The organism is Marivirga aurantiaca (assembly GCF_016679925.1).
Classification (GTDB): Bacteria; Bacteroidota; Bacteroidia; order Cytophagales; family Cyclobacteriaceae; genus Marivirga; species Marivirga aurantiaca.
Genome location: NZ_JAEQBW010000004.1, coordinates 149,313 through 163,583, shown reverse-complemented (window position 1 = coordinate 163,583; position 14,271 = coordinate 149,313). Strand labels below are relative to the sequence as shown.

At 39.1% G+C, this 14,271-nt stretch carries 10 protein-coding genes; 1 reads left to right on the top strand and 9 read right to left on the bottom strand.

Annotated elements, in window-relative coordinates; genetic code table 11:
- Positions 1-63: 63 nt before the first annotated feature.
- The 8 genes from JKA74_RS11040 to JKA74_RS11000 form a co-directional block, all read right to left on the bottom strand.
- Entirely contained in the window at positions 64-1,290 is a 1,227-nt protein-coding gene (locus tag JKA74_RS11040; RefSeq protein ID WP_201431251.1) for a cation:proton antiporter, read from the bottom strand.
- Between the two features lie 34 nt (positions 1,291-1,324).
- Positions 1,325-2,884, bottom strand: coding sequence for a 2,3-bisphosphoglycerate-independent phosphoglycerate mutase (gene gpmI, locus JKA74_RS11035; protein ID WP_201431250.1), 1,560 nt, complete (start codon positions 2,882-2,884; stop codon positions 1,325-1,327).
- 40 nt (positions 2,885-2,924) lie between these two features.
- Positions 2,925-3,875: a 1-phosphofructokinase family hexose kinase gene (locus JKA74_RS11030; protein ID WP_201431249.1), complete on the bottom strand. Its 951-nt coding sequence runs from the start codon at positions 3,873-3,875 to the stop codon at positions 2,925-2,927.
- Positions 3,876-3,887: 12 nt separating this feature from the next.
- Positions 3,888-6,968 (bottom strand): cation-translocating P-type ATPase, encoded by a 3,081-nt coding sequence (locus JKA74_RS11025; protein ID WP_201431248.1) that lies wholly within the window; start codon positions 6,966-6,968, stop codon positions 3,888-3,890.
- A gap of 20 nt (positions 6,969-6,988) precedes the next feature.
- Positions 6,989-9,412, bottom strand: coding sequence for a glycoside hydrolase family 65 protein (locus JKA74_RS11020; protein WP_201431247.1), 2,424 nt, complete (start codon positions 9,410-9,412; stop codon positions 6,989-6,991).
- Positions 9,413-9,440: 28 nt separating this feature from the next.
- On the bottom strand, positions 9,441-10,991 hold the full coding sequence (gene otsB, locus JKA74_RS20745) for a trehalose-phosphatase (protein WP_236587708.1): 1,551 nt from the start codon (positions 10,989-10,991) through the stop codon (positions 9,441-9,443).
- An 87-nt stretch (positions 10,992-11,078) separates the two neighbouring features.
- Positions 11,079-11,696, bottom strand: a complete 618-nt coding sequence (wrbA, locus tag JKA74_RS11005) for an NAD(P)H:quinone oxidoreductase type IV (protein WP_201431246.1) — start codon at positions 11,694-11,696, stop codon at positions 11,079-11,081.
- Between the two features lie 70 nt (positions 11,697-11,766).
- Complete coding sequence (locus JKA74_RS11000; RefSeq protein ID WP_201431245.1) at positions 11,767-12,831, bottom strand: class I fructose-bisphosphate aldolase; 1,065 nt, start codon at positions 12,829-12,831, stop codon at positions 11,767-11,769.
- A gap of 300 nt (positions 12,832-13,131) precedes the next feature.
- Between JKA74_RS11000 and JKA74_RS10995 the strand changes: the two genes are divergently transcribed.
- Entirely contained in the window at positions 13,132-13,818 is a 687-nt protein-coding gene (locus tag JKA74_RS10995) for a DUF6962 family protein (protein WP_201431244.1), read from the top strand.
- A gap of 29 nt (positions 13,819-13,847) precedes the next feature.
- On the opposite strand, the gene JKA74_RS10990 is transcribed toward JKA74_RS10995, so the two are convergent.
- On the bottom strand, positions 13,848-14,186 hold the full coding sequence (locus tag JKA74_RS10990) for a tRNA-binding protein (protein ID WP_201431243.1): 339 nt from the start codon (positions 14,184-14,186) through the stop codon (positions 13,848-13,850).
- Positions 14,187-14,271 lie beyond the last annotated feature (85 nt).

The following is a 14,271-nucleotide window of genomic DNA, read 5'->3' as shown; positions in this document are numbered from 1 at the left end:
CTGCTAGTGGAAAAGAGGCTTTAAGGCCTCTTTTTTTTGAAATAAACAGAAGTTCATAATCAGCTATTCCTGAGAAATTTCCCCTGCTTTTTTAAATGCATATCGCACAAAGAATGGAGAAATCAATTCATTAATCAACGTTTTACCTATCACTATGCTTAACATGAGGTTAGCTAAAGCGGGTATTTCACTCCCCAATTTACCCTGTGCCTCGAGTATCAACCCTATTGCTACTCCCGCAGAAGGCAATAAAGCTAAACCTGTGTATTTTTTCACATTTATATGCGCATTGGTGAAATTAGCAGCTAATCTTGTCCCTCCATATTTACTTATAGCCCTGGCAATAAAAACCACAAGAACTAATATACCGGCAGAACCTGCCTTTGAAAGATCGAGATGTGCACCTGCAAGTAGAAAAAATACTCCTAAAATAGGTTCTTCTATTTTATCTATAGCTTTATAAGCTTTTTTAGCCAAATCTACCTGCGCAAAATTTTCAAGGTAAAAAGCAAAAACCATGATAGGTAACAAGTGAGAAAAATCAAATTTTTGAGCAATTCCAGCTATAAAAAATACAGCTCCTAATATAACACCTAATAAAATATCTTCTCCCGGGAAATACTTTATTACATATTTCATTATTATTCCAATCAGAAGGCCAAACGCAATAGCATAAAAGGTAGACAAGAGGGGCTCTAATAATCCTGACTGGAGATTAAAAGTTGAATCCGTTACTAGAACTTGAGCAATCGATAAAGCAAAAGAATAAAAGATCAATGTAATGGCATCATCGAGAGCAATAATTCCCAGTAGTACAGTAGTTAAATTCCCTTTCGCCTTATATTCGTGAATAAGACTCAAAACAGCAGCAGGGGCTGTTGCTGCTGATATTGCACCCAAAATCACACAAATGCTTAAGATTTCATTAACTGATTTATAGGGATAAAAGAAATATAAAACTGCAAATAATGTAATGGCCACAATTACTGTACAAAGTAATGCCTGTGTTAAAGTTATACCAAGAATAACCTTTTTATTGCTTTTGATTTTTTCTAGCCTTAAGGATGCACCTATAGAAAAAGCTATAATTGCCAAAGCCATTTCTGTAAACAAATCCATCTGTTCTACCAGTTGCTCATCAAACACCTTTAGCACATAAGGTCCAAAAACAATTCCTGAAATTAAATAACCCACTAAACGAGGGGCATTGAAGAAATTAGCGATTTTACCAAATACCTGACTAAGCAAAAAAAATAAACCTAGATAAATAAGTAAGTTCAAATCATTCATAGTGAAAACTTAATCGAACCAGATACTATTTATTCTACTTTGGAGTGCTTTGCATTTCTAGCAAAACATTCCCGCTCATTTCTTCAGGCTGCTCTATACCCATAATGGTAAGAATGGTAGGGGCAATATCACTTAGTTTTCCATTTTGCAGTTTCATCTCATCATCCACTCCCAGTAGGATGCACGGCACAGGGTTTACTGTATGTGCAGTAAAGGGTGTCCCATCTGGGTTTTTCATTTTCTCGGCATTTCCATGGTCCGCAATAATAATTACAGCATACTCATTTTCCAGTGCTGATTCCACAACTGCCTGGGTGCAAGCATCCACTGTTTCACAGGCTTTTATTGCGGCATCTATTTTACCTGTATGCCCCACCATATCAGGGTTGGCGAAGTTCAGACAAATAAAATCCGCTTCCTTATCTTTTATTTTGGGGATAATAGCATCTCGAATACCCTTCGCACTCATTTCTGGTTTTTCATCAAAAGTGGGCACATCCGGAGAATCGATCATTATGCGTTCTTCTCCCTCAAAAGCATCCTCCCTGCCATTGTTAAAAAAATAAGTAACATGTGGGTATTTTATTGTCTCCGCTATTCTGATCTGTTTTTTACCATTTTTCGCAAGCACTTCACCCATGGTGTCTTTCATTTCCCCGCTTTCAAATAAAATAGAAATGTTTTTATAGGTTTTATCATATTGTGTCATTGCCAGGTATTGCAGGTTCAGTTTCTTCATATCCTGATCACGATAATCCTCTTGTGTAAGTGCCTGCGTTATCTGCCGCGCCCTGTCAGTACGGTAATTAAAATTGATCACCACATCTCCTTCCCGGATAGTTGTCAAAGGCAGATCTTTATCGGTCATTACAATGGGTTTTAGAAATTCATCCGTCTCTTCCTTCTTATACTTTTCCTGTATAGCTTGTTTCCATTGATCAGCTGGTACCATTGTTTCAGCTTTACCTTTCACCATTGCATGATAGGCTTTTGCTGTTCTGTCCCAGTTTTTTCCACGGTCCATGGCATAATAGCGCCCCATTATTGTGGCTATTCTTCCTGTGGTATTTTGTAAATGCTGTTGCAACTCTTCAATGTAACCCATACCACTTTTAGGATCTGTATCGCGCCCATCGGTAAAGACATGGACGTATAGTTTGGATATTTCCTGTTCCCCTGCAATTGTGCATAAAGCTTTTAAATGATCTATATGCGAATGTATCCCACCATCAGAAACAAGGCCCATAATATGAACCCGCTTATCCTGAATATTGGCATAATCCAAAGCATCCAATAAAATTTTGTTTTTATGGAGGTTACGGTCCTCAATGGCTAAATTGATTTTCACCAACTCCTGGTATACCACCCTTCCAGCCCCTAAATTCATATGGCCTACTTCAGAATTTCCCATTTGGCCTTCAGGCAGGCCAACAGCAATGCCATGGGTTTTAAGCTGGGAATGTGGTTTTTCTTGCCAGACCTTATCCATAAAAGGAGTTTTAGCTTGTGCAATGGCAGATATTTCTTCATCTCCTTCGGCTGTAATACCCCAGCCATCGAGTATCATTAGCAAAGCTTTTTTGTTATTTTCCATCTTTGGTTCTTTTAAGGTTTTTAGTTGTTTAGCCCTTTTGTTATGTGCCGCCCCCGGCTGTTTCTTTTTGGTTCAACCAATCAAATATTTTTTCTGCATCCTTTTTACGGCAAAGCTCTGTACCGGGCGTCATAGTTGCCGCTGTACCGGCTGCAACTCCCCATTTTACCGCATCATGAAGTTCGTCTCCACGGGAAAGGGATAAAATCATTCCTCCCACCATGGAATCTCCTGCCCCGACTGTACTATTCTGCTTAACGGTAGGGGGCACAATGTATTCCAGATTGTCTTTTGTAACCAACATGGCACCTCTGGCCCCAAGTGATACTATCAATATTTGAGCTTTCCCTTCATCAATTACCTGCCGGGCTATTTCTTCCTGCTCCATTCCTGAAATTTCTTCTCTCCCTGCCAAACTGCTTAATTCACCCAGATTTGGTTTCATTAAACAAACACCTTTTTCTGCAGCAGCTTTAAGGGCTTTTCCTGATGTATCAATTACGCATTGAATATTTTTATTTCTGGCTATTTCCGCTATCTGAGCATAGAAATCGTCTGGTGCCCCGGGTGGAAGGCTTCCGCTTGCAACCAAATATTCTACATCTTCAGGCAAGTCTTTTACTGCATCTATGCATTGCTGTAGTTCTTTATCAGTTAGCTTGCTTCCGGGCATTCCAAACCTGTATTGATTTCCGGTGGATTTTTCCATCACCATCAGGTTTTCCCTGGTGGCACTTTGTATAGTTATTCGCTTTTGGTTAACACCTTCCTCTTTCAGGAGCGACTCTATTTTATCGCCTGCAGGGCCGCCTGCTGCATATATGGCCAGTGACTCCCCACCAAGTATATTAATGGCACGGGAAACATTAATTCCGCCCCCTCCGGGTTCATAAGAAGGTTCTTCGCAGCGGATTTTCTTTTCGGGTTGCAATAATTCAGTATAAGTGCTTTTATCAAGTGCCGGATTTACAGTAAGAGTTACTATTTTCATGTCATTTTATCTTTAGAGATTTTTTTTGAAAAATTTAAGACTTTGGATGATGATCAGAGGCAAAATGCTGGTAATTAATATTAATAGCCAGGCTCTTAGCTCAAGATTCTGGAATGAAAGTACTTCTGCAACAGGCGGTATAAAATAAGCCGCAATTAAGGCTACCAAACAAAAAGCAAGTGCCATCCAGATAAACTTATTATTAGTTACTTGATTTTTAAAAATCTGTTCCGAACCTTCCCGCATATTAAAAACATGTAGCAACTGGGCTAGGGCCAGGCTGAAGAAAGCGATATTATTGGTGACTCCTTCGGATTCCTGCCAAACAAAATGAGCATACAAATATGCTCCACAAATACAAATGGCTATTATGATACCGTAAATCACTATCTGTATCCAGTTATTCTTATTCAGAATTGGCTCTTCAGGATCTTTAGGTTTTTCTTTCATCACTTCAGGGTTACCCTTTCCAACACCTAAAGCAAGGGCAGGAAATACATCCGATAATAAATTCAGAAAGAGCAACTGCAAGGGAAGTAAAGCCAGGGTAAAAAGAGAAAAGCTTATGGCTGCTATTATAATAATTTCACTCAAATGGTAGGATAATTGATAAATAATAAACTTCCTGATATTTCCGAAAATAATACGCCCTTGCTCAATGGCATTAACAATGGAACCAAAAGCGTCATCTTTCAGCACCATATCGGAAACTTCCTGGGCAATTTGAGTACCTCTCTTGCCCATAGCAATTCCTATATTGGCTCTTTTGAGGGCGGGCGAATCATTTACCCCATCTCCTGTCATTCCTACCAGCTCTCCGGCCTCCTGAAAATGCTTGATCAGGCTTAGTTTTTGTGCAGGATCAACCCTTGAAAAGACATGTGTATTAACTAATTTTGAATCATCCTCGTTTTCAAGCTCTTTTTGCAAATCCTTCCCTGATATTACCAGGGCATCCTTTTCTTCCCCATCAGCGTAAATCCCTATTTCTTTTGCTACATTTTTGGCTGTTCCGGGATGGTCACCTGTTACCATTACTACTTTTATGCCGGCATCAGAACATATTTTTATGGCATCACCCACTTCTTTACGGGGAGGGTCTATGAATCCTATTAAACCTGTAAATGTTAAGTCGTGCAGGAAATCTTCCGCCTCTTCTCCCTGAGGGAGGGTATCAGTATTTTTATAGGCAAAGGCTAAAACCCGCAGGCCTTCATCAGCCAGTTGATCATTTTTATTATGCCAGTATTTCTTATCTTCTTCAGAAAGATCTGCTACCTCTCCATTGGAGAGTATTTTGGATGAGCGGTCAAGAATGGCATGGGCCGCACCTTTTCCTGCTACATAATATCCTCCGTTATCCTGATGTATCGCACCCATTACCATATTATCGGAATCAAATGGGTCATGAAGCTTTCTTTCTAAGCTTCGGTTTTTCTTATATAAATCAGCATCAAATTTTTTACTAAAGTTGAGCAAGGCTATATCAAGAGGATCTCCTTCTCCTTTTTCACTTTCTTCTTCATTACCATCGTCATTTTCTTCCTTCTGCTCTTCTTCCTCTTCCTCTTCTTCTATGTCATCATCTTTTGAAGCTTTCTTCTTATTCTCTTCCTGATTTTCCTTTTCTGTATTTTTAGTGGAAACGTGGATTTTAACCCGATTTTCATCTGCTGAAACATCTACATCTAAATTGGCTTTATCATCACTTTCAGTTTTTGCATCTACATCAACTTTGTCTCTTTCTACATCCAGACTAACATCTATTTCGCTGTTTCCCTCTTCATTACCTTCTGTTTCCTTTTGTCTGGATTTATCCTCAGTTTGCTCTTGAGAAGTTTTATCAGAATCAGCTTGTTTTTTAGTATTCACACCTTCTTCAATTTCCTTCCCGCTATTGAGTGTGGCATCATTAGCCAATGCTGAAATTTTAAGAATATGGCTGAAGTTTTGATTTCCATAAGGATCATCATGTTCCTTTATAGCCGGTTTAGCTCCTGAATGCCAATCCACATCCATTCTCACACCATCCGGAAAAGAGAAAGTATTTACCGTTAATTGGTTTTTGGTGAGGGTGCCGGTCTTATCAGTGAAAATTACTGTGGTTTCCCCCAATGTTTCAACTGCTTCTAATTTTTTAACAATTACATGCTGTTTACTTAAGCGCAACATTCCTCTTGCCAAAGCAATACTTGCCACTATAGGAAGTCCTTCAGGAATAGCTGCTATCGTCCATGCTATTGAGGTTTGGATAAGAGGATATATTTCTTTTCCTGCCAACCAGCCAAACAAGAAAAAGGCTGCTGCCAAAGCTATAGTGACAATTATCAGGTTTTTAGTGAGTTTATTGAGCTTTTGATTTAAAGGAACTTCATCTTTTTCCTCCTCACCTACCATTGCAGATATATCGCCCAATTCCGTTTGCATTCCGGTTGCGTACACCACCGCTTTAGCGGAACCACCTGTTACTGCTGTGCCTTTAAAAATAATATTTGTTCTGTCCGCTACACCTTTTTTCTCTTCCAAAGGCTCTGTTTGTTTGGTAACAGGAACCGATTCCCCTGTTAAGGGAGATTCATCCACACCTAATTCAGTAGCCTCAATAACCCGAGCATCGGCTGCTACTAAATCTCCTGATTCTACCAAAAGAATGTCTCCCGGGACAATTTCTTCGGCATTTATCTTTTTCTTCTCTCCGTTTCTCAATACCCTCGCCTGAATTTTATCCATTTGTTTGAGGGCATCCATAGATTTCTGAGCTTTATACTCCATCCAAAAACCTATGAGGGTATTAATCAAGAGCACCACTACTATTGCGATACCTTCCGGTATGTCACCATAAACGAAAGCCAATATAGCTGCAGCTGTAAGAAGATAAATAACAGGATTAGTTACCTGGTCAAGTAAAATTTGCCATACACCCCTCTTTTTCTGCTCCTCCAGAATATTGCGGCCAAATTTTTCTTTTCTTTTCTTTACCTCATCATCTGTAAGGCCTTTATCAGGATTAGCAGAAACTTTTTCAATTACTTCTTCACCGGATTTTAGATAGACATCTTCTATCAGCCTCTTAGATTCTTTTTTTTCTGCCATTTTTCACGCTTAAAATTGCTCTATTCTTTTTCTGCCTCTTCAGAAGACTTTACTCCTAGGGAAAACTCTCTTACTTCACCTTTCTCAAACTCATAAAGCTCACCCGCTACTCCTATATTTACTTTCTTACTCCAACCTTCTTCAAAAGCAATTTTTAATTTTTCGTGGGTGATAGTCACAAATATCCAGTGCTTTCGGTATTTGATACGCATTGAGACTTCTTTGATATTTTCAGGTAAATCAGGATTTATCCAGAGTGCATCATCACATATTTCCAAACCGGAATAACACCTTTGTATCAGGTTAAGGGAACCTGCCATAGCGCCTAAGTGAATTCCTTCAGGAGTGGTACCGCCTTGTATATCTTCAAAATCGCTGGTAAGCAAGGTTTCGAAATTCTGCCACGATTCCTTTTTATCATACTTGGCCAGTATCCAGGAGAAAACAAAGCGGCTCAAAGTTGACCCATGCGAAGTGCGGCTTCTGTAATAGTCAATATTCTTTTCAATTAGATCTTCACTAAAATCATATCCCAGCCTTTCGAAAATTGTCTTTACCTCATCTTTGCTAAAGAGGTAAAAAAGCATCAAAACATCAGCCTGCTTGTTTGCTTTATAATTATTGGGGCTATCTCCTTCACTTTCCAGCACGCGGTCCAGTCGCTGAATATCATCATACTTTTCCCTGTATTCTTCCCAGGGAAATTCTTTCAGCTCTTCATAGCCTTCAAACTGGCTGATAATATCATCCTCAATAAAAGGAATATACATTTCCCGGCTGATTTTATCCCAGAAATTAATTTCATCTTTATCTATTTCCAGAGCCTTTAATAGTTCCTCTTTCCGGGTTTTTTCAATCAACTCAAGAATTTCTACCGCTTTATTCATTAGCCAGGCGACCATCACGTTGGTATAGGCATTATTTTTCAGCCCCTGTTCATCCGAGTCAGGATAAGAAGTATGATATTCATCAGGCCCAACCACTCCATGGATTTCGTAGCGGTCTCTTTCCTTATTAAATTCGACCTTACTGGCCCAAAATAAAGCAATGCTTAGAAATATTTCTGCCCCCATACCGGAAAGAAATTGCTGATCATCGCTTGCCAGGAAATAATTCCAAATATTGAAAGCAATGGCGCAATTCACATGTCTTTGTAAATGTGTATCATCAGGAATCCAGTTTCCTGATTTGGGATTAAGGTGCACCACCTGACTTTCTTCACGGCCATTGCTCCCACTTTGCCAGGGAAACATTGCTCCTCTGTAGCCTGCTTCCTTTGCCGCATAGCGTGCTTCATCCAACCTTTCATAGCGGTACATGAGCAAACTACGAGTGATTTCCGGAAAGCGAAGGTTTAGAAAAGGAAAAATATACAATTCATCCCAGAAAATATGTCCGCGATATGCTTCGCCATGCAAGCCTCTGGATGGTACTCCTACATCCAGCCCAATAGTATTAAAAGATACTGTTTGCATTACATGAAAAATATGAAGTCGTAAAAGTTGTTGCTTTTTATCTCCGTCTTTAAGCACTATATCTGCCCGGTGCCAATACCTTTGCATTGCCTCTTCATGGCGTACTAGTAATTCCACAAAACGGCCATGACGTTCAATATCTTTTATGACTTCTAAAACAGGCTCTGTAATGGCCCTATCCTTAGAGGTATAAATAGCTGCTATTTTTTCAATAGTATAATTTTCTCCTTCTTTTACCTCCAAACGGAATACCTGGCCGATGGCTCCTTCTTTCTCATTGGTTTCTATTACTGGTTCCAGGGGCTCATCATTGAAATAAAAGGTGGTGCGTGCTGCCTGAGCCATCCTGATTTTAGATTGCTTTGTTTCAACAAGCAGTAAAATAGAATTGTCATTAATTTTCCTGCTCTCCAGAGCATTTAAATGCTGGCTTTCCAAATCACGATACCGCTCCACATTATCATTAATAACTGTTCCATCCAGGGCAGATCTAAATTCCGTTCTACCACTCCAGTTCTCAGGGGTGAAGAACCACTCAATGCCTACAAGATGTTTGTCGCGCATACTTACTATCCTGCGGCTACGAATTTTAGTTCTTCTTCCTTGGTCATCTTCTACACGAAACTCCCGAACCAAAACCCCTTTTTTCATTTCAAGAACTTGCCGGTAATCCAACACTTTCACTTTCTCCAGGTTCAGCCATTCACCTTCCTCAGGTCTGAAGTTCATGCAAAGCCAGTTGGGGAAATTGACAAAATCTTCGTTTTCCACCATTTTACCGGAAACTTCTGTTTTAGCCCGGTTATAACCTCCGGCTAAATAAGTGCCCGGATAATTGAATTCATTGTTTTTATTTTCCTCAGCAGCACCCCTGGTAGCAAAATAGCCGTTGCCTAAGGTGCAAAGTGCCTCCCTTAGCTTTTGTTCTTTTGGTTTCCATTCAGAATATTCAATATTGAAGCCTTCCATAATAATTGATTAATTGCTGGTGAAATATTCATTTCAATAACCTCTTTTGCAGACGATCAAGAAATTCAATAGCCTCTTCTGTATTCTTCAGGCGGTAAGTGGCAGCTGTTTTTTGATCATGTGAGCCTACCATAATCCCAATACCCTTATCTTTTACTGCTTGCAGTGCATCTTCATCAGTAATGTCATCTCCTATAAAAATGGGGATGTATTCATTAGCATCTAATTTCAGCTCCTCCATTAACCAGTTCAGTGCTTTCCCTTTGTCCCAGTCAATATCAGGTTTGAGTTCCAGGATCTTTTTGCCGCTTCCTTTTTTCAGTTCCCTATAAACTTCCAATTCTTCCAAAACAGCATTTTTAACAACTTCCACTTTTTTATCCGCTACATTTCGGTAATGAACTGCAATGGCAAATTTTTTACGCTCCACCCATGCACCTTCAACGTCCTGCAGTTTTTCATTCAGCCTTTTTTCAGCTTCATCCAGTGCCGGTAAAGTTTTTCTGCCTGGCTCATACTGCATTTCCATTCCGTCAGGACCGCTAATATCAAACCCGTGGCTTCCGGCATAAATAAGGCTGTCCAAATTTATTTTAGATTGTATATCTTTTCTGTCGCGACCGCTGATGACTGCTACAGTAATCTGTTTGGACAATTTAGAGACTACATTTCTGGCTTTATCAGAAAGTATGGCCTCATCAGGGTCTGAAACAATAGGTGTAAGCGTGCCATCATAATCAAGAAAAAGTACTGGTCTCCTGGAACCGGATTTGTCAAATATTTCTTCTATTCGTTCCAATGCATATGGTAGGTTTTCTGCTGAATTTCCTGTTTCAATTTCTGTCATAGCCTCTTCCAATTCTTTAAGGTTTTTTACAACAATATCGGCACCCGCCTTTTTTAATTCATTTTCCTCACCACTTCGTGCTACACCTACCACCAAAGCAAAATTTCCTTTTTTACCTGCTTTTACACCTGAAATGGCATCTTCCAATACAATTGCCTGACTGGCATCAATTCCCAGCAAATCACTTGCTTTCAAAAAAATATCAGGTTCAGGCTTTCCATTAAGGTTTTCTTCCTGAGAAATTTCACCATCTACCCTGACATCAAAAAAATCAGAAAGGCCGGATGACTCTATGATATGTTTGCAATTACGGCTGGAAGAAATCACTGCGAGTTTCATGTTTTCTAGCTTCCACTTTTTTATTACCTCCAGTGTATCTTCATATACCTCCACTCCCTCAACTTTCAGCAATTCAAGAAATATTTTATTCTTTCTCATGCCTAATCCATAAACCGTATCCTTCTCAGGTCCGTCCTCAGGGCTTCCTTCCGGTATTTGTATATTCCTTGATTTTAAGAAAGCACGTACGCCATCAAACCTCGGAATTCCATCTATATACTGTTTATAGTCTTTTTCTATTCTTAATGGTTGGAAATCATCTCCTTCTTTCTTACTTAAAAAATCATCAAACATCTCTTTCCATGCTTTGGCATGTAACCTTGCAGTTTGTGTAATAACACCATCCATATCAATAATGGCGGCTTTGAAATTTCTAGAGATGTTGTTTGCCATAATCTACTGAGATTCTTTTGTACTTATAATTTAAATTTCAGGAAGATTTTATGTGGTAAAGAAAGAAACTAATCGCTTCAGAAAAGCTTATTGTTGTGACATTCCAGCCTTTACCCATCCTGCAACCGTTAAAGTTCTTTCTACCTGGTGGGCTACTGCTTTTTTAATTGCTTCGGTCAATCCCCCACTCTTAGGGTTTACACTTACACCATATGGATTTCCTCCGGCTTCAAATTGAACTTCAGCTGTATAGGCTGGAGTTACTACCAGAGCTCCCCAGTGGTGCATGCTCTTATAAAGTGAAAGAAGGGTTGTTTCCTGACCTCCGTGCATATTTTGTGAGCTAGTCATGCCCGTTACTACTTTATTGGCTAGTTTCCCTTTAAACCATAGCCCTCCGGTTGTATCTAAAAAAGAGCTAAGTTGAGACGGGAGGTTTCCATAGCGGGTGGGTGCACTAAAAACGATGGCATCAGCCCACTCAAGGTCATCTAATGAAACAGTAGGCATATCTTTGGTTGCTTCCACATGCTTGGCCCAATCTTCATTTTGCTGAATAGCTTCTTTTGGTGCCAGTTCCTGCACTTTTCTGAGCCTAACCTCTTTTACTCCGGCATTTTTTCCGGCTTCTTCAGCCCATTTGGCCAATTGATGATTTGTTCCTGTTGAGCTGTAATAAATTATTGCTAGTTTAACATCTTTCATGATTTCTAAAATTTTATTGATTAAAAAACTTTATTGACTTCTGTTTGTATGAGATAGTATTGTTGTCTTTTTAGGCCAAATCTATTTTCTTATCCAGGTATACATCCTGAATATGGTTTAGCAGTTGCACGCCTTCCTTCATTGGTCTTTGAAATGCTTTTCTCCCTACAATCAAACCCATACCTCCAGCCCTTTTGTTAATAACTGCCGTTCTTACTGCTTCGGCCAAATCACTTTCTCCTTTTGATTCCCCTCCGGAATTAATCAGGCCTATTCGCCCCATATAACAATTGGCTACCTGGTATCGGCATAAATCAATAGGATGATCACTACTTAGCTTCTCATACATGTCAGGATGAGATTTGCCAAAATCAATTGCTTTGTAGCCTCCATTATGAGTGGGTAATTTCTGCTTGATAATATCCGCCTGAATGGTAACTCCCAAATGATTGGCTTGTCCGGTTAAATCGGCAGCTGTCTCATAGTTTTTGCCCTCTTTTTTGAACTCGTTGTTTCGGGTATAACACCAAAGAATAGTGGCCATTCCCAACTCATGGGCTAGTTCAAATGCTTGAGATACTTCAATGATTTGACGATTGGATCCCTCTGATCCAAAATAAATTGTAGCCCCTACGGCAGCAGCCCCTAAATTCCAGGCATCCTCCACTGATCCAAACATAATCTGATCATGGGTATTTGGGTAGCTAAGCAATTCATTATGATTAATCTTTGCTACAAATGGTATTTTATGCGCATACTTTCTGGAAAGAATAGCTAGTGAGCCCATAGTAGTGGCTACTGCGTTGCATCCTGCTTCTAAAGCTAGTTTTATAATGTTTTCAGGGTCGAAATAAATAGGATTGGGTGCAAAAGCGCTTCCACCGGAATGTTCAATGCCCTGATCGACAGGTAGTATGGAAAGATAACCTGTACCTGCCAATCGGCCGGTGTTATAGATAGCATTGAGATTTCTAAGGGTCTGAGCACTTCTGTTACTATCTCTAAAAACCTTGTCCACAAAATCCGGTGAAGGATGGTGGAATTCATTTTTATCAATGGTTTTACATTTGTGGCCTAGTAAGGATTCCGCATCCTTACCTAATAGTTTTTCGATGTTTTGTGTGTTTGTTTCCATATTAATTTGGTTCATTTATAAAATATGAAAGTTGGATGAGGCAGTCTTACAGATTGAAAAACTGTCTCTTCTGCTTTGACTCAAATAGATGATCTCCATTTTTCATTCAATCACCTTCATTTACAAGCCTATATATATTATATGGAATCTTCCAAAATAAGTTTTGATAATCAAGGAAAATACATCTATGTGCTCTTCAAAAAACAACAATAACTTTCTGGGCAGATCATTCCCGGCTAAACGAACTTTCTGATGGGCGGCTTTAATAACAAAAAATAAAATATTACGCTATAAGACACAATGGATGAAATTATTTCAGTAGAGCTTTTTGGCATTAGGGTAGATGAGCCCATTGTTTCCCTTACAGACTTAATTGTGAGTTTTCTCTGTTTCCTGTTTTTCTACAAGCTTCATAAAAGTGCACAAGGTGGTATGACCATCATGTATTTTAAATATTATTTTCTCATAATGGGAATTGCCACAACTTTTGGAGGTTTAGTGGGCCATGCTTTTTACTATGAGCTCAGTAAAAGTTGGAAGTTGTTAGGGTGGATAATTAGTATGGTGGCCATTATGCTCATTGAAAGAGCAGCCATTGAGCATACACAAATGGTGCTAAAAAAGAAATACATCAAAATCCTGCGGGTAGTTAATCTGGTAGAATTTGCTATTTTTCTGGGACTTACATTATATACAGTGGATTTCTTTTATGTACAGTTACACTCAGGCTACGGATTGATGTTTGTAGTTTTAACAATCGAGTTCCTGTTGTTTCTCAAAACCAAAAATGAGGCAAGTAAATATATAATGGCAGGAATAGGCTTTGCAGCACTTTCTGCATTGACTTTCTCTACACAATTTTCTATTCATGAATGGTTTAATTATTTATCACTAAGTCATATCTGGATGGCTGTTGCAACTGTATTTATCTATTTGGGAGTAACAAAAATCAGTGTCGCCAAAAAGAAAAAACTAGCCGTGAGTTAAAAGTGTATTTACTCAATTAACTTACAAAGTCAATACAATTTTGATCCATTGGGGATATTGGCATCTACCGTAGCCAGCACTATATTTCCGCTTTCATCTTCATAACCCGTTACCAGGATTTCAGAGAGAAAATGGCCGATCTGCTTTTTGGGAAAGTTAACCACACATTGTACTTGTTTGCCAACAAGTTCTTCAATTGTATAGTTTTGGGTGATCTGGGCACTGCTTTTCCTGATACCAATTTCCTGCCCTAAATCCACCCACAGCTGAAAAGCAGGTTTTCTTGCTTCAGGAAAAGGCTCTGCCCTAATGATAGTCCCTATTCTTATATCCACCCTGGTAAAATCATTCCATGTAATTAATTCCATCTATAGGTTATTTGGTTTAAAAAACTTTACGCAAAATTACATACATATTACTATAGGAATATACAAAGAATATGTTTTTATAATA